General features: G+C 71.1%; 17 protein-coding genes. 7 read left to right on the top strand and 10 right to left on the bottom strand.

Translation table 11 applies throughout. The features are described from left to right. Positions 1-128 precede the first annotated feature (128 nt). Complete coding sequence (locus ABZX61_RS09680) at positions 129-599, bottom strand: MarR family transcriptional regulator (protein WP_350724022.1); 471 nt, start codon at positions 597-599, stop codon at positions 129-131. Positions 600-649: 50 nt separating this feature from the next. Between ABZX61_RS09680 and ABZX61_RS09675 the strand changes: the two genes are divergently transcribed. Further along, positions 650-1,795 (top strand): NAD(P)/FAD-dependent oxidoreductase, encoded by a 1,146-nt coding sequence (locus ABZX61_RS09675; protein ID WP_350724023.1) that lies wholly within the window; start codon positions 650-652, stop codon positions 1,793-1,795. Here the strand turns inward: ABZX61_RS09675 and ABZX61_RS09670 are convergent. Further along, positions 1,757-2,635, bottom strand: a complete 879-nt coding sequence (locus ABZX61_RS09670) for a 4-hydroxy-tetrahydrodipicolinate synthase (protein ID WP_350724025.1) — start codon at positions 2,633-2,635, stop codon at positions 1,757-1,759. The two genes, ABZX61_RS09675 and ABZX61_RS09670, sit on opposite strands and share 39 nt — an antisense overlap. A 71-nt stretch (positions 2,636-2,706) precedes the next feature. Here ABZX61_RS09670 and ABZX61_RS09665 point away from each other — a divergent pair, with 71 nt between their 5' ends. Further along, positions 2,707-3,576: a LysR family transcriptional regulator gene (locus ABZX61_RS09665; protein ID WP_355193050.1), complete on the top strand. Its 870-nt coding sequence runs from the start codon at positions 2,707-2,709 to the stop codon at positions 3,574-3,576. Here ABZX61_RS09665 and ABZX61_RS09660 read toward each other — a convergent pair. Next, entirely contained in the window at positions 3,573-4,157 is a 585-nt protein-coding gene (locus ABZX61_RS09660; protein WP_350724028.1) for a TetR/AcrR family transcriptional regulator, read from the bottom strand. The two genes, ABZX61_RS09665 and ABZX61_RS09660, sit on opposite strands and share 4 nt — an antisense overlap. Before the next feature lie 82 nt (positions 4,158-4,239). Between ABZX61_RS09660 and ABZX61_RS09655 the strand changes: the two genes are divergently transcribed. Further along, positions 4,240-5,193 carry a zinc-binding dehydrogenase gene (locus tag ABZX61_RS09655; protein ID WP_355193047.1) on the top strand — a complete coding sequence of 318 codons (954 nt, stop codon included), beginning with the start codon at positions 4,240-4,242 and terminating at the stop codon, positions 5,191-5,193. 7 nt (positions 5,194-5,200) lie between these two features. Here ABZX61_RS09655 and ABZX61_RS09650 read toward each other — a convergent pair whose 3' ends face one another. The 4 genes from ABZX61_RS09650 to ABZX61_RS09635 form a co-directional block, all read right to left on the bottom strand. Continuing rightward, entirely contained in the window at positions 5,201-6,145 is a 945-nt protein-coding gene (locus tag ABZX61_RS09650) for a serine hydrolase (RefSeq protein WP_355193045.1), read from the bottom strand. A 70-nt stretch (positions 6,146-6,215) separates the two neighbouring features. After that, positions 6,216-6,743, bottom strand: a complete 528-nt coding sequence (locus ABZX61_RS09645; protein ID WP_350724033.1) for a flavoprotein — start codon at positions 6,741-6,743, stop codon at positions 6,216-6,218. Positions 6,744-6,805: 62 nt separating this feature from the next. After that, the gene (argG, locus tag ABZX61_RS09640) at positions 6,806-8,263 is read right to left on the bottom strand and encodes an argininosuccinate synthase (protein ID WP_355193043.1); all 1,458 of its coding nucleotides are present in this window, start codon (positions 8,261-8,263) and stop codon (positions 6,806-6,808) included. 78 nt (positions 8,264-8,341) lie between these two features. Further along, positions 8,342-9,070 (bottom strand): class I SAM-dependent methyltransferase, encoded by a 729-nt coding sequence (locus ABZX61_RS09635; protein WP_350724037.1) that lies wholly within the window; start codon positions 9,068-9,070, stop codon positions 8,342-8,344. Between the two features lie 127 nt (positions 9,071-9,197). Between ABZX61_RS09635 and ABZX61_RS09630 the strand changes: the two genes are divergently transcribed. From ABZX61_RS09630 to ABZX61_RS09620, 3 genes are all read left to right on the top strand, one after another. Then, positions 9,198-10,568 carry an LCP family protein gene (locus ABZX61_RS09630; protein WP_350724039.1) on the top strand — a complete coding sequence of 457 codons (1,371 nt, stop codon included), beginning with the start codon at positions 9,198-9,200 and terminating at the stop codon, positions 10,566-10,568. 126 nt (positions 10,569-10,694) lie between these two features. Next, positions 10,695-11,624, top strand: coding sequence for an ATP-binding protein (locus tag ABZX61_RS09625; RefSeq protein ID WP_355193040.1), 930 nt, complete (start codon positions 10,695-10,697; stop codon positions 11,622-11,624). Positions 11,625-11,701: 77 nt separating this feature from the next. Then, on the top strand, positions 11,702-12,088 hold the full coding sequence (locus ABZX61_RS09620) for an SCO5389 family protein (RefSeq protein ID WP_350724043.1): 387 nt from the start codon (positions 11,702-11,704) through the stop codon (positions 12,086-12,088). 71 nt (positions 12,089-12,159) lie between these two features. Here ABZX61_RS09620 and ABZX61_RS09615 read toward each other — a convergent pair whose 3' ends face one another. From ABZX61_RS09615 to ABZX61_RS09605, 3 genes are read right to left on the bottom strand one after another with little or no spacing between them, the layout of a single operon-like run. After that, complete coding sequence (locus tag ABZX61_RS09615; protein ID WP_355193038.1) at positions 12,160-13,143, bottom strand: LLM class flavin-dependent oxidoreductase; 984 nt, start codon at positions 13,141-13,143, stop codon at positions 12,160-12,162. A 28-nt stretch (positions 13,144-13,171) separates the two neighbouring features. Beyond that, positions 13,172-13,843 (bottom strand): ribonuclease HII, encoded by a 672-nt coding sequence (locus ABZX61_RS09610; protein ID WP_350724047.1) that lies wholly within the window; start codon positions 13,841-13,843, stop codon positions 13,172-13,174. Positions 13,844-13,898: 55 nt separating this feature from the next. Beyond that, positions 13,899-14,876, bottom strand: a complete 978-nt coding sequence (locus ABZX61_RS09605; RefSeq protein ID WP_350724049.1) for a LysR family transcriptional regulator — start codon at positions 14,874-14,876, stop codon at positions 13,899-13,901. A 79-nt stretch (positions 14,877-14,955) separates the two neighbouring features. Here ABZX61_RS09605 and ABZX61_RS09600 point away from each other — a divergent pair, with 79 nt between their 5' ends. After that, on the top strand, positions 14,956-16,242 hold the full coding sequence (locus tag ABZX61_RS09600) for a pyridoxal phosphate-dependent aminotransferase (RefSeq protein WP_355194043.1): 1,287 nt from the start codon (positions 14,956-14,958) through the stop codon (positions 16,240-16,242). The last annotated feature ends 79 nt before the right edge of the window (positions 16,243-16,321 follow it).

The following is a 16,321-nucleotide window of genomic DNA, read 5'->3' as shown; positions in this document are numbered from 1 at the left end:
TCCCACCCACCGGCCGCCACACCGGGGCCCCATCCCGCCGAGCCCGGTGCGCCGTGCAGGGTGTCCGTGCCGGAGGTCGCGGGTGATGGCGCAAAGGGGTGGGTTGTGCCCACCCCCAGGACAGCGGGCTAGGTCGTCAGGTCGCGGGTGGCCGCGCGTTGGAGGGCCGTGGCGCGGGTGACGTAGTCGAGGATCAGCTCCAGCTCGTCATCCGTGTACCGCGCGTACAGCTCCCCCAGCGCCGCCACGAACGGCTCGAACAGCTCGCTGAACCCGGCCAGCCGCTCGTAGTTGATCTCCACGATGACCCGCCGCCGGTCCCGGGTGTCGCGCACCCGCCGCACCAGCCACTTCGACTCCAGCCGGTCGATCAGCCCGCTGACGGTGGCCGGCGCCAGCCCCGCGTGCTGGCCGATCTCCCCCGCCGTCAGCGGCCCCATGCGCTGCAGCAGGTCGAGCGTCTTCTCCTCGGTCATGCCGAGCCCCAGCCGCTCGCCCATGGCGGTGTGGTACATCACGGCGGCGTTGCTGTTGTCCCGCCCCGCCATGCCGAGGGCCTCCAGCAAATTCTTTCGCCGCTCCGAAATATCTCTGGACACAGGTAAAGCCTCCGCATATATTTCGTTCGACCGAACGAAAGGTTATCACTATGAAGGCTCTGATCATAGGCTGCGGCATCGCCGGACCCGTCACGGCGATGGCCCTGCGCGAAGTGGGTGTGGACGCCGAGATCTTCGAGGCGTACGGGCAGGGTGCGGAGGACGTGGGCTCGTTCCTGAACGTCGCCTCCAACGGCCTGGCCGCGCTCCGCGTGCTGGGCGCGCACCACAACGTATTGTCCCAGGCCATCCCCACCCCGCGCATGGTCATGTGGAGCGGCTCGGGCAAGCGGCTGGGCGAGGTGGCCAACGGGCTGCGGCTCGACGACGGCACGGTGAGCCACACCGTCCTGCGCTCCGACCTCTACCGGACCATGCGCGACGAGGCCGCCCGGCGCGGCATCGAGGTCACGTACGGCAAGCGCCTGGTCTCGTACGACGAAAGCGGAAGGCAGGTGACGGCGAGGTTCGCGGACGGCACGGAGGCGACGGGCGACCTGCTGATCGCGTGCGACGGCGTGCACTCGAGCACCCGCACGATTCTGGACCCGCAAGCTCCCGCCGCCCGCTACAGCGGCCTCTACAGCTTCGGCGGGATCGTCAAGGACGCCGGCTTCCCCGGCGAGCCGGGCGTCTACAACATGGTCTTCGGCAAGCGCGCGTTCTTCGGCTACGCGGTGCCCGAGTCGGGCGAGACCTGGTGGTTCGCGAACCTGCCCAGGCGGCTCGGCGACGTTCCGAAGGACTGGAAGCCGGTGCTGGTCAGGGCGTTCGAGGACGACGCGAACTTCTCCGCCGAGCTCATCCGGCGCAGCGACGTCGATCCGGGGTCGCCGATCTACGACCTGCCGCCGGTGCCCGTCTGGCACCGCGGCCGGGTCCTGCTGATCGGGGACGCCGCGCACGCCACCTCACCCAGCTCCGGCCAGGGCGCCTCGCTGGCCATCGAGGACGCGGTCGTGCTGGCCAGGTGCCTGCGCGACAGCGGGAGCCACACGAAGGCGTTCGAGCGCTTCGAGGCCGAACGGCGGCCCAGGGCGGAGCGGGTGGTGGCGTACTCGAGGACGATCAGCAACAGCAAGGCCGCGAGCCCGGTCGCCCGGGTCTTCCGCGACCTGATGCTGCCGTTCTTCCTGAAGAAGAGCGCGAGCCAGGAGTCACTCGCCTGGATGTACCGCTACCAGGCGAGCCTGTGAGACCGCCGCCTCCCCGGCCGGGACCAGCGGCAACCGCACGTCCGGGGTCGGGATCAGGCCCTGGGCGTGCAGCACTCCCTTGATCACGGTGGGGTTCGGCTCGGCGAAGAGCGCGGCCGAGAGCCTGGCCAGCCGGTGCCCGAGCGCCCTCGCCCTGGCCGCGTCGCCCGCGTTCCAGGCGTCCACCAGCTCGACGTAGCCGCGGGTCTGCAGATGCGCCGAGGCGAGGATCCCGCCGACGGCGCCCAGCGCGAGCAGCGGCGAGATGAACGCGTCGTCGCCCCCCACCACCTCGAACCCCTCGGGCAGATCCCCCAGCAGGTCCACCGCGTCCTGGTCGATCCCGCCCGCCGCGTACTTCATGCCCGCGATCATCGGGTGCGCGCCCAGGTGCCGGAAGGTCGCGGCGCCGACCGCCTGACCCGTCCGGTACGGGATGTGGTAGATCACCAGCGGCACCGGCGTCGCCTCCGCCAGCGCCTCGAAGTGCGCGATCACCCCGCGCTCGCCCGGCCGCAGGAAGTACGGCACCGTCACCAGCGCGGCGCCGACCCCCGAGGGCAGGCCTTGCAGAGCCCGGGCCGTCGAACGCGTGTCGTTCCCCGTCACCCCCACCGTCAGCAGCGCCTGCCGCTCCGCGCACACCCGCGCGCACGCCTCGATCACCAGCTCCCGCTCGCCGGGGTCGAGCGCGGCCACCTCGCCCGTCGTCCCCAGCGCGACCAGCCCGGCGGCGCCCTGGTCGAGGTAGTCCGACGCGAGCTTCTCGATCGCGTCCACGGCCACCTCTCCCGACGAGGTGAACGGGGTGACCAGCGGTACGTGTAGTCCTCTCAGCATGGTTCGAGCCTGTCCTGCCCGGACCCGTTAGGTCCAGCGCGGATTTCTTCGTTTGAGATTAAGCTCAGCTTATGCTCGATCCGCGCAAGCTCCACCTCCTCCGCGAACTCGCCCGGCGCGGCACCATCGCCGCGGTCGCGGAGGCGGTGACGTTCACACCTTCGGCCGTCTCCCAGCAGCTCAGCGCGCTGGAGCGGGAGGCGGGCGTGCCGCTGCTAGAGCGCACCGGCCGTACGGTGGCGCTGACGCCCGCCGGGCACCTGCTGGTCGAGCATGCGCACGCCGTGCTGGAGCAGCTCGAACGCGCGTCGGCGGCGCTCGCCACCGCGCGTGGCGGGCCTTCGGGGCCGCTACGGATCGGCGCGTTCCCGACGGCGGCCCGCGTGCTCCTGCCCCCGGCGCTCGTCGAGCTGACCGGGGCGCATCCCGGGCTGGTGCCGATGGTCTCCGAGATCGACCCCGCCGACGTCTCGGCCGCGCTGCGGGCGGGCGAGCTGGACGTGGCGCTCGTACACGAGTACGACTTCGTGCCGCCCGTGACGGACGCGTCCATCGAGACGGAGCCGCTGTACAGCGAGCCCATGTACCTGACCGACCGGCCCTCCGTGGCCGACGCCCGCGCCGATGCGTGGATCACCGACAGACCGGGCACGCTCTGCCACACCATGGCGATCCGGGCGTGCCAGGCGGCGGGGTTCGAGCCGCTCGTACGGCACCACATCGACGACTTCGACACCGTGCTCGCCTTCGTCGCCGCCGGGCAGGGGGTCGCGCTCGTACCGCACCTGGCGGCGATCGACCCGCCGGCCGGGGTGACGCTCACCCGCCTGCCGCTGAGCCGCCGCACGCTCGCGGCGTTCAGGAAGGGGAACGGCGAGCACCCGTCGATCAGGGCGGCCGTCGCCGCCTTCCACGCGGCGATCCCCCACCTGCCCCTCTAACGCAGCAGCCCTCTGACCAGGTCGGCGAAGCCGGCGGCGAGCCGTTCGTGCTGCCCGGCCCGCAGCTGGCTCGCGATCGGCTCCATGTGCAGCGTGCCGAGCAGCATGTGGGCGATCTGCTCGGCGTCCACGTCGGACCGCCCTTCGGCGATCAGCCGGGACACGTGCCGGTGCCAGGACCGGTAGATCGGGTTCTCCTCCCTGCGCTGCTCGCCGTGGGCCTTCGTGGTGACCCTGGCGTGCTCGATGGCGCTGACGAGGTTCCCGTTGCGCGCCGCCAGCACGGCCACGTCCGCGAAGAAGGCGACCAGCCGCTCGACCGGCTCCGCGCCCGGCCCCAGCGGCGGCGGCCCCTCGGTGAACGCCTGCTCGAACTCGCGCGCCCGCTCGCTCATCAGCTCCAGCATGAGCCCCGTGCGGCTCCCGAACCGGTGGAACACCGTCCCCTTGCCCACGCCGGCGGCGACCGCCACCCGCTCGACCGAGACCTGCTCGGGCGGGTGCCGCCGCAGCAGCTCCTCGGCCGCCCGCAGGATGGCCTGCCTGTTGCGCGCGGCGTCGGCCCGCTCTCGACGTTCCATCCGGTCATTCTTTCCCATGGACAAACTTGACCAGTGGTCCATATATTAACTGGACCATCGGTTCAGTTAAAGGAGCTCACGCATGCGCGCGATCGTCCTGTCGGAAAAGGGCGGCCCCGAACGGCTCGAAGTCGCGGACCTGCCGCGCCCCGGCCCAGGAGAGGGCCAGATCCTCATCCGCACCCAGGCCGTCGGCGTCAGCTACGCCGAGACGCAGATCCGGGCGGGGACGCTGCCGTTCCCGCTGCCGCTGCCCGCCGTGATCGGCGCGGAGGCGGCCGGCGAGGTGGTCGAGGTCGGCGAGGGGGTGGACGCGAAGCTGCTCGGGAGCACGGTCGTGGGGGTCACCGGCGGGCTCGGCTCGTACGCCGAGTACGCCGTGCTCCCGGCCGGTCTGACGGCCCCGGTGCCGGACGGCGTGCGGCCGGACCAGGCGCTGGCCGCGGGGGCACCCGGCGCGCTGGCCCTCGCCCTGCTGCACAAGGCACGCCTCGCCGGCGGGGAGACCGTGCTGGTCGAGGCGGGCAGCAGCTCGGTGGGGACGTACCTGGTGCGGCACGCGAAGGAGTTCGGGGCCGGGCGGGTGATCGCCACCGCCGGCTCGGCCGCCAAGCGGGACCGGACCGCCGAGCTGGGCGCCGACCTCGTGCTCGACCACGGCCCGGCCGACTGGCCCGACGAGCTGCCCGAGGTGGACGTGGTGTTCGAGTCCATCGGCGGCACCACGGCCAGGCGGGTGCTCGACCACCTCACCCCCGGCTCCGGCCGGATGCTGTTCTACGGGATGCTGACCGGGGAGCCCGCCGCCGTCACGGCCGCCGACCTCATGGAACGCGGGGTGACGCTCACCGGGTGCAGCGGGCCCGGCTGGGCCGGGGAGGTGTTCGGGACGCACTATCCGGCGATGCTCGACCGGCTCGCCTCCGGGCGCAGCGTCGCCTACATCGACCGTACGCTGCCGCTGGAGGAGGCCGCGCAGGCCCACCGCCTCCTGGAGAGCCGCGCGGTCACCGGCCGGATCCTGCTCGTTCCCTAAGGAACCCTCAGGAGGCGAGGACCGCTTCGAGCACGGCCTTGGAGCTGTCCCCGCTCTGGTCGTAGTCGCCGGCCGTCAATGCCACGACCTGCTCCTCCTCGGGCAGGACGAGCAGGTGCTGACCGCCGTTCCCGAGGCCGCCGACCCAGTGGCGGTCCTTGGTGTTCACGTACCACTGGTAGCCGTACTCGAACCCGTCCTCGATCACCACCCGCGACCGCACCAGCTCCTGGAGCCACTCGGCGGGCACGATGCCCCGGCCGCCGTCGAGCACCAGCTGCCCGACGGCGGCCAGGTCGACCGGCCGCAGCCGAAGGCCGGCCGCGGCGCTCACCGTGTCGTGGAATCCCTTGGACCACTCGAACGCGTCGATCCCGAGCGGGCGGAAGAGCGCGGTCGCGGCGTACTCCTCCAGCGGCCTGCCGGCCCTGCGGGCGATCAGGCCGCCGAGCAGGGCGCTGGCTCCGCCGCAGTAGTGCCAGAGCTTTCCCGCCTCCTCGACGACGGGCCGCTCCAGCAGGTACCGGTACCGGTCGGGCGCCAGCTCCATCGCGATCTCGCTGTTGGCCGGGCTGGTGTAGGGGGCGCTCTCGTCCCATTCGAGGCCGAGGGTCATGGTCAGCGCGTGCTCGACGGTCAGATGAGCGCGCTCCGGATCCGCCACCAGATCCTGATATTCCGGAAACTGGGCTACCAAGGGCGCACTCGGCTCCGGCACGAGCCCTTCGCCCAGCGCGATGCCGTACAGCAGCGCCACCATGCTCTTGGACACGGAGCGCAGGTCGTGCAGCGTGTCCCGGTCGAACTCGACGTGCCCCAGCGAGTCGCCCAGCCGGTGGTCCGGCCCCGCGCCGTAACGCTCCAGCACGATCTCCCCGCCCCGCATCACCACGAGACCGTGGAAGTTCGGCGCCTTGCCCGTGCCCAGGATCTCGTCGACCCGCTCAGCCATTGCCACGATGTTCCTCCTGAAAGTCGGCACATCCTGGCATACCGCCTCACACAGTGTCAGGTGCAAGCCCTTAGGACAGCTCCGACAGCGCGCGTTCCCAGGGGAATCGGTGGGCGCCGGCGTCCGGCTCGTCCGTGGCGACCTGCCGTGGCAGGCCGAACACGACCCGGACGCCTTCGGCGCGCAGCTCGTCGATGCTGCGCAGGAAGGGCCGGCGGGCGGCCAGGGCGCTGTTGACGAAGGGCAGCACGACGACAGGGATGCCGAGCCCGGGCGCCTCGGCCAGCAGGCCCAGGGCATAGGTGTCGGCGATGCCCCCGGCGAACTTGTTGACCGTGTTGTACGTGGCCGGCGCGACGATGATCGCGCCCGGTCGAGGGGGTTTGGGCTCGTGCGGCTTGCGATAGCGGCTGCGGACGGGCCGGCCGGTCTGGGCTTCCAGGGCGGCCACGTCGATGAAGTCGAGAGCCGACGGAGTGGCGACGACCTGGACGGCCCAGCCCCGCTCCTGCGCCATGGCGACCAGCCGGCCGACGTCCGGGGCCGGCCCGGCGGCGCACACGATGATGTAGAGCTCGTCGCCCTGCGGTTCGGCCACGCGTCGGCTCCCGGGGGGTTCGGCGGTGCCGCGGCTGCCGGGCAGCCGCGGCCGTCTCCTCGTCAGTCGGTGCCGGACTCCATCGCGGCGTGGTCGAGCAGCTCGTCGTCGCCGGGGATCTCGCCGCGCTCGCCACGGTTGGCGATCGCCTCGGCGCCGCCCTCGGGCATCTCGCCGATCAGCTCGGTCGAGGCCGTCTGCGGCACGTCGTTCAGCATCGGGTGCTGGGGTCCGACGATGCCGAGCCCGGCGTACTGCTCCAGCTTGGCGCGGGTGTCGGCGATGTCGAGGTTGCGCATGGTCAGCTGACCGATGCGGTCGACCGGCCCGAAGGCGGAGTCCTCGGTGCGCTCCATGGACAGCTTGTCCGGGTGGTAGCTGAACGCCGGCCCGGACGTGTCCAGGATGGAGTAGTCCTCGCCGCGCCGCAGCCGCAGGGTCACCTCGCCGGTGACCGCCGTGCCGACCCAGCGCTGCAGCGACTCGCGCAGCATCAGCGCCTGCGGGTCCAGCCAGCGGCCCTCGTACAGCAGCCGGCCCAGCCGCCGCCCCTCGGCGTGGTAGTTGGCCAGGGTGTCCTCGTTGTGGATCGCGTTGACCAGCCGCTCGTAGGCGGCGTGCAGCAACGCCATGCCCGGCGCCTCGTAGATGCCCCGGCTCTTGGCCTCGATGATCCGGTTCTCGATCTGGTCGGACATGCCCATGCCGTGCCGGCCGCCGATGGCGTTGGCCTCCAGGACCAGGTCGACGGCGGAGGGGAACTCCTTGCCGTTGATGGTCACCGGCCGGCCCTGGTCGAAGCCGATCGTGACGTCCTCGGCGGCGATCTCGACGTCGGGGTCCCAGAACCGCACGCCCATGATCGGCTCGACGATCTCGATGCCCGCGTCGAGATGCTCCAGCGCCTTGGCCTCGTGGGTCGCGCCCCAGATGTTCGCGTCGGTGGAGTACGCCTTCTCCGTGCTGTCCCGGTAGGGCAGCCCGTTGGCGAGCAGCCACTCGGACATCTCCTTGCGGCCGCCGAGCTCGGTGACGAAGTCGGCGTCCAGCCACGGCTTGTAGATCCGCAGGGAGGGGTTGGCGAGCAGGCCGTAGCGGTAGAACCGCTCGATGTCGTTGCCCTTGAAGGTGGAGCCGTCTCCCCAGATCAGCACGTTGTCATCGAGCATCGCGCGTACGAGCAGGGTGCCCGTGACGGCCCGCCCGAGAGGCGTGGTGTTGAAGTAGGTGCGCCCGCCGGAGCGGATGTGGAACGCCCCGCAGGCCAGGGCCGCGAGCCCCTCCTCCACGAGCGCCGCCCGGCAGTCGACCAGCCGGGCGACCTCGGCGCCGTACGCCGTGGCTCGGCCGGGCACCGAGGCGATGTCAGGCTCGTCGTACTGGCCGATGTCGGCGGTGTAGGTGCACGGCACCGCGCCCTTCTCGCGCATCCACGCGACCGCGACCGAGGTGTCGAGGCCACCGGAGAAGGCGATCCCGACACGTTCACCGACAGGCAGAGAGGTGAGCATCTTAGACACGAGTCGAAGTATATACACACCTATGCATGACCATGCAAACCCCCTCGCCGGATTTCCACCGCGATGTGCATCGCCGGCTCAGGCCGCGGGTTTCCTGACCTCCAGGATGCCGGTGCTGAACCACGGTCCGCCGTACCAGAACCGCCAGCCCGCGTCGCGTCGCCGCACGTCCACCACGCCGAGCGAGCGCAGCGTGTCCTCGTACGCGGCCGTGTGCTGGAAGTCGGCGATCAGCATCAACCCGCCGGGCCGCAGCACCCGGTGCGCCTCGCGCACGGCCTGCGCGCGCCCGTCGGCGTCGGGGATGTTGTGGATGGCCAGGCTCGACACGATCGCGTCGAACGCGCCGTCGCCGAACGGCAGGTCGCGCATGTCGCCCGTCACCAGCTCGACGCGGTCGGCGACGCCCTCGGCGGCGGCGTTCGCCCTGGTCCTGGTCTCCCGGTTGCCCGACTGGTCCTTCGACTGCCACAGGTCGATGCCGGTCGCCTTGCCGTGTTCCAGCCGCCGGGCCGCCATCAGCAGCACCGCGCCCCGGCCGCAGCCGAGGTCGAGCAGGAGCTCGTCGCCGTTCAGCCGCTCGAGCTCACCGGCCCAGACCGCGAACTTGCCGCGCCGCGTCGTATAGAGGTAGCTGGCCGCGCTGGCCAGCGTGTAGAGCCCGCCGAGCAGGAACGCGATGCCCGCCAGGGGGATGTCGAGCAGGAACGAGACCGACGCCAGGGCCAGGAGCACGAGCGCTCCGAACAACAAGCCGACCAGCGCCCAGGGAGCGTCGAATCCGTAGCTTCCGTGTCGCTTGCGCACACTCACGTTATATCTCAAGGTGGTCTTGACATGGAATTGACCTGACCCGTCCCTTCCTACCGTCTTTCCCGCACAGCGCATTACTAAGGTGGCGTGGATGGGCGCGCAAATGGGGGTTTGACCAGGCATGACGGAGAAAGAGCGGGGATTCGGCCTGGGGGCGAGCATGGCCCTGACGCTGGCATCGTCCTTGTTGTGGGGAGTGGCACATCTGGCCGCGGAGCGCCGTAAGACGGGCTTGGCGCTCATGTTCGGATATGTCGTGATGCTGGCCGGCATCCTCATGGTGTTCACGGCGTACAGCACTCACCTGCTGTCGCTGGCGGTGCAGCCCCGCTGGCTCGTCGGGTTCACCGTGGTGCTGGTGGCGATCGCGATCGCCTGGACCGGCGTGGTCGTCTGGTCCTTCGTCCTGGTGCGCCCGCCGAGCTCCGACAGGATCGGCCGCTTCCTGACCACGGCGCTGACGCTCGCGCTCTGCGCGCTCATCATGACCCCGACGGTGTACGCCACCAGGCTGGCGTACCTGTCACGCGACGTCGTGAACACCCTGTTCCCCAGCACCACCGCCACCGCGCCCATCATGGCCCAGGACCCGTGGAACGGCGCCCGCCGGGTCAACTTCCTGCTCCTGGGCGGCGACGCCGCTCCGAACCGGCCCGGCGTGCGTACCGACAGCATGACCGTGGCCAGCGTGGACACCGAGACCGGCGCGACCACCCTGTTCGGCCTGCCGCGCAACCTCCAGCGCGTCGAATTTCGCGCGGGCCCGGCCAGGGACCAGTTCCCCTACGGCTTCACCGGCACCGGCCCCGACACGCCCGGCCTGCTCAACGAGATCTTCCAGTACGCCGAGGAGCACCCCGAGGTGGTGCCGGGCGTGGAGCGGCGCCAGCGCGGGCCGGCTCTGATCAAGCAGACGATCGGCGACATCCTCGGCCTCAACGTGGACTACTACGCCCTGGTGGACATGAAGGGGTTCGCGGAGATCATCGACGCCATGGGCGGTGTGAAGGTCACCATCAAGGAGCCCATCGTGTACGGCAAGTACCGCGAGGGCCTGCTGCCGGCCGGCACCCGCAGGCTGTCCGGCGAGGAGGCGCTCTGGTACGGCCGCTCGCGCACCGACAGCGACGACTACGTCCGCATGGGACGCCAGAAGTGCCTGCTCAACGCGCTCGCCAAGCAGGCCGACCCGATGACCGTGATCAACAGCTTCGAGCGGCTGGCCGTGGCGACCAAGCGGGCCATCTCCACCGACCTCCCGCAGGACCTGCTGCCGGCCGTCATCGACCTCGCGCAGCGGGTCAAGGAGGCCAAGATCCGCAGCCTCAGCTTCGTGCCGCCGCTGATCAACACGGCGTACCCCGACTGGTCGTTCATCCGCCGCAAGGTCGCCGAGACCCTGGAGGCCGGTCCCGTGACCAGGGCCGGCACCGCCGCCGAGCGGACACCGGACCCGGAGAGCCCGGTCAACCTCGACGCCACCTGCACCTGAATCGCCCCGCCCGAAAGGCCACGTGGAAACCCGTCCACGTGGCCTTTTCGCGTTGCCAGCACACGCCAAGCACGGAGTGTGGCATGATGACAACGGAAACGGTTTTCATATCCACCTGGAGGGGCCGTGAGAGTGGCGTTCGTCGGAAAGGGCGGCAGTGGCAAGACGACGATGTCCGCGCTGTTCGCCAGACATGTGGCGAGCCAGGGCGGGCCGGTGGTGGCCGTGGACGCCGACATCAACCAGCACCTGGCCATGGTGCTCGGCCTCGACCGGCAGCCCGAGCCGCTCGGCGCCCACCTGACCGAGATCAAGGAGCAGCTGCGCGGCGACAACCCCCGCATCCCCTCCGCCGACGCCATGGTCAAGACCACCCCGCCCGGCCGCGGCTCCCGGCTGCTGAGCTTCGAGGACCTGGCCGCCGACCCGTACGCGCTGACCACCCCCGACGGGCTGCGCCTCCTCGCGACCGGCCCGTTCAGCGAGGACGACCTCGGCGTGGCCTGCTACCACTCGAAGGTCGGCGCGGTGGAGCTGCTGCTCAACCACCTCATCGACGGCCCCGGCGAGTACGTCGTGGTGGACATGACAGCGGGCGCCGACTCCTTCGCCTCGGGGCTGTTCACCCGGTTCGACCTGACGTTCCTCGTCGCGGAGCCGACCAGGCAGGGCGTGAGCGTCTACCGCCAGTACCGCGAGTACGCCGCCGCGTACGACGTCGCGCTGGCCGTCGTCGGCAACAAGGTCCACGGCCCGTCCGACGTCGACTTCCTGCGCGAGCACGTGGGCGACGACCTGCTCACCTGGATGGAGCACTCCGCCGCCGTCCGCGCCATGGAGCAGGGCCGCCACTTCACGCTCGACGACCTGGAGCCGGTCAACGCCGACGCGCTGGCCGTGCTCCGCAAGACCCTCGACGAGCAGGAGAAGGACTGGGCGCGCTTCGGCCGCCAGACCGTGGACTTCCACCTGCGCAACGCCCACGCGTGGGGCAACGACCGGACCGGGTCCGACCTGGCCTCACAGATAGACCCGGATTTCGTGTTCGGCCCCTGAGTGCCCCCCTCCAGGCATCTGGAGCGATCACGAATCCCCACCTAGCGTCAGATTGATCCCATTCGAGAGGAGACAGCATGTCGCTGACCGTTCCGAACGAACTGCTCGACCAGGCCAGAGCCGGTGAGGTGGACGACGCGGCCTTCATCGCGTGCGTCCGCGACTCGCTGCCGTACGCGTGGTCGCTGATCAGCGGGCTGGCCGAACAGCGCGAGCAGACCGGAGCCGAGTTCGCCGACAACCAGGTGCCACCGCCGTCCGAGGAAGCCCGCGGCCAGCTCCTGCGCTGCCTGGCGAGCGACGCGATGCGCGGAGCGCTGGAGCGCCACTTCGGAGTACGGCTGGCCTTCCAGAACTGCCACCGGGTCGCCGTCTTCGACCCGACGGCGACCAAGGCCCTGCACGAGTTCGTCACCCCGAGGGCCCAGATCCTCAACCAGAAGCCGGAGCTGGTCGACTGCTGACCGGCCGGCCCGGTGACCCGGCGCAGTGACCCGGCCCAGTGATCCGGCCCGGTGACCCGGCACTGCCCGGGTCACCGGGCCCGCAGCAGCGGCAGCACCTCCGCCCCGAACCGCCGCACGTTCTCCACCGTCCGCCGATGCTCGCCGAGCCCCTCGACCAGCAGGATGAACCGCTCGATCCCGGTGTTCTCGGCGGTACGCAGGATCGTCGCGGCACAATGCTCGGCCGACCCGACCGGATGAATCCGGGCCAACAAATCCACATATGCCGGGATGTTTCGCATGGGTCGGGGGCGATCGTCCACCGGCACGTACCCCGCCAGCCCCGGCTCCAGCCACCGGGGCAGCGACTCCTTGATCTCCCGCACCGCCTCCGCCGTGGAGTCGGCCACGTAGGCCACCCCCGCCGCCACATGATCGGTGGCGGTCCCGCCCCGGGCGACGTAGTCCTCGACCAGGGCGGCCTTCTCGGCGTCCCCGATGTGCATCCCGAGCAGCATCGGCAGCCCCCGCTCCGCCGCCACCCCCACGGTCGCCTCGGAGGTGCACGCGACCACCGGCCGCATGCTCGCGCCCGGCACCACCCGGACCTCCCTGAACCGGAAGAACTCCCCGTCACCGGCGACGGGACCGCCGGAGAGCCCGTTGAGCAGGAGGTCGAGCGACTCCCCGAACCCCCGCTCGAACCGCTCGGCCCCCGTCCCGAACACCTCCAGATCCACCCACGGCCCGCCCCTGCCGACCCCCAGCGTGAACCGCCCGCCGGACAGGTGGTGCAGCATGGCCGCCTGCTCGGCCAGCGCCACGGGATGCTGCGTGGACAGCACGCTGACGGCCGTGCCGAGCCCGATCCGCGAGGTCCTGCCGAGCGCGACCGCGGCCAGGGTGGTCGCGGAGGGGCACACGCCGTAGGACATGAAGTGATGCTCGGCGACCCACGCGTCGTCGAACCCCGCCTGCTCGGCGGCCACGATCACTTCGACGGCATCGGCCAGCACCTGCCCGGCCTCCTGGCCGGGGAACTGCGCCGCGATGACGAAGACGCCGATCCGCATCCATCCGATGATGCCCGATGGCCCCCGTTCAGCCGAACAGGCTGGCCTGGCCCTCTCCCACGAGCGGGTCCCGGTGGTGCTTGAGGTGCCGCCATCGAGGGAGGTCGTCCAGGTAGGACCACGAGAGCCGGTGGTGGGGTGTGGGGCCGAGCCGGGCCAGGGTCTCCTGGTGGAGGGGTGAGGGGTAGCCGGCGTTGTCGGCGAAGCCGTACTCCTCGCAGCCGATCGTCCCCATGTACGCGTCGCGCCGGACCTTGGCCAGGACGGACGCCGCCGCGACCGAGATGCTGGCCGCGTCGCCCTTGACCTCCAGGCGTACCGGCCAGGGCGGGCCGATGTAGTCGTGCTTGCCGTCGAGGATCACCGCGTCCGGGCGCACCGGCAGCGCCTCCAGCGCCCGCCTGGCGGCCCGGCGCAGGGCCTCGGTCATGCCCAGCTCGTCGATCTCCGTGTGGGTGGCCTCGCCAAAGCCGATGCCGGCCGCCCACGCGGTCAGCTCCTCGGCGAGCGGGGTGCGCCTGGCCGCCGAAACCTGCTTGGAGTCCGTGAGGCCGGACGGCGGCTCGGACAGGTCGGTGACGACGGCGCAGACCGTTACCGGCCCCGCCCACGCGCCACGGCCCACCTCGTCGATGCCCGCGACCGTGCGGGTGCTCGGCTGGGAGAGCAGGAGGTGCTCGATGTCGTACGTCGGCGCCATAACGGCAGACGCTATCGCCTCACCGAGCCGTTCACCGAGCCGTTCACCGAGCCGCTCACTGGGCCGCCTCGTCATCTTCCAGCGGATCGCCGGGCGGGCGGCGGTCCGCCGGGCGTACCGGATCCAGGTCGGCGGCGAGGTAGCGGGCGGCCACGTGGATCGCGCGGAGCGTCACCGACACCGACGGCCGGTTGACGCTCGAGTTGCGGGCGACCGCGTGCACGTCGCGCCCCACCGGGTTTCCCGGGAACTGGCGCACCGCCAGCCCCCGCACCCCTGCCGCCAGCGCGAGCGCGGGCACGGCGGCGATGCCGATCCCCTTCGCCACCAGAGAAAGGATCGTTCCCAGCCCCTCGAACTCCCACGGCGTGGGCCGGGTCCCGCCCACGTCCACCAGGAGCCGATCCACCGCCAGCCGGGACGGCTCCCCGTCGGGCGTCGCCATCCACGGCTCGTCGCGCAGCTCCCGCAGGTCCACCGGCACGTCGGGGTCGGCCAGACGGTGCTTGCGCGGCACCACCAGCACCAGGGGGTCGCGCAGCAGCGGGAACACCCGCAGGCTCTCGTTGTCGCGCACCCGCCCATACCAGTCGTCCACGAGCGCGATGTCCACCTCCCCCGACTGCACCTCGCGCATGCCCCGGCCCGACCTGCTCTGCCCCAGCCGGAGCGTCAGCTCGGTGTGGCGGCGCAGCGAGCGGGCGAGCGCCGGGGCGAACGCGACCGCGGCCGTCGGGAAGGCGGTGACCACGACCCGCCCCGCGGGTGTCCCCGCATGGGCGGACAGGTCCGACTCCGCCTCCTCGACCATGGACAGGATGCGCTCCGCGTGCGCCACCAGCCGCCGCCCCGCGTCGGTCAGCTCGGCGCTGCGCGCGGTCCTGTCGATGAGGACCGTTCCGGTCTCACGTTCGAGCGCGACGAGTTGCTGCGACACGGCCGAAGGACTGTACCCCAGCGATGCCGCTGTCGCAGCGATACTTCCGCGACGAGCGAACTCGCAGATCAGGACCAAACGTCGCAATTCAAGCATCAGTCTTCCTTATGCCTACCCACGAAAAGCCTCGCTTGTGCTGATGCCTTCATCAAACCACCCTGGGAACGTGACAAACATGACGGTGACGTTGTCCGCCACATTGGCGGCAAACGAGGACATCGACCGAAGACGGCTCGCCGGGGAGCGAGTGCTTCACCTGGCCTTCGGCGAGGCAGGGCTGCCCGTCCACCCGGCACTGCGCGACAGGCTGGCCGGCGCGGCCGAACGCAACGGCTACGGGCCGGTCGCGGGAGCGTCCGAGCTCAGGACGGCGGCGGCGGGCTACTGGACACGACGCGGGCTCCCCACCGACCCCGGGCTCGTCGTCTGCGGACCTGGCAGCAAGTCCCTGCTGTACGGCCTCCTCCTGGCGATCGGCGGGGACATCGTCCTGCCCATGCCCAGCTGGGTCAGCTACGCCGCCCAGGCGGAGCTGGTCGGCTCCCGCCCCATCCTGGTGCCCGCACCGCCAGGAGGGGGCGGAGTGCCCGACCCCGACCTCGTGACCGGCGCGGTGCTCCGGGCCAGGGCCCAGGGTCGGACGGTCAACTCGCTGCTGGTGACGCTGCCCGACAACCCGACGGGCCGCCTGGCCGGTCGGGAGACCATCGCGCGGCTGGTGGAGATCGCCCGCGAGCTCGATCTGATGATCATCTCGGACGAGATCTACCGCGACGTCGTGCACGACCCTGCCCTGCCGTTCACCTCCCCCGCCGACCTCGCCCCCGAGCGCACGATCATCACCACCGGGCTGAGCAAGAGCCTGGCGCTGGGCGGCTGGCGGATCGGCGTGGCCAGGCTGCCCGCGGGCAGCCACGCGCTGCACAGGAGCCTGCTCGCGGTGGCCAGCGAGATCTGGTCGGCGCCCGCGGCCCCGGTTCAGGAGGCGGCGGCGTACGCCTTCGACGAGCCCCAGGAGTTGCTGGCCCGCATCGAGCTCGCCCGGCGGCTGCACGGCACGGTCGCCAGGGCCGTGCACGAGAGGTTCACCGAGATCGGGGCCGACGTGCCCGCCCCGCAGGGCGGCTTCTACCTCTATCCCGATCTGAGCCACCTCCGGCTCGGCGGCTCCGCCGAGATCACCAAGATCCTGCTGGAGGAACACGGCATTGGTGTCCTGCCCGGACACGCCTTCGGCGACGACCCGGCGGCGGCGAGGGTGCGGGTCGCGGTGAGCCTCCTCTACGGCGAGACCGCCGAAGAGCGACTGACCGCTCTGAACAGCCCGAACCCCCTCCAACTCCCCTGGATCGCCGACAATCTGGACTATCTTTCGAAGGGTCTGAACGAGCTGGCCTCGGTGTCGCACGAAGCGGTGCGTGAACGGCGTCCCGCGCTCGTCCCGACGCCATGTCACAGTTAGGCGAATCTTTCCCCAAGAGCGGGTTTACCATCGCTCAAAAGGGGCCGCTGACCTGCAGGAACACCCTGTCTGCAGAAAG

The organism is Nonomuraea sp. NPDC003709 (assembly GCF_040610775.1).
GTDB lineage: Bacteria > Actinomycetota > Actinomycetes > Streptosporangiales > Streptosporangiaceae > Nonomuraea > Nonomuraea angiospora_A.
The sequence above is the reverse complement of the archived record's forward strand: the minus strand, read 5'-3'. Positions and strand labels throughout refer to the sequence as shown.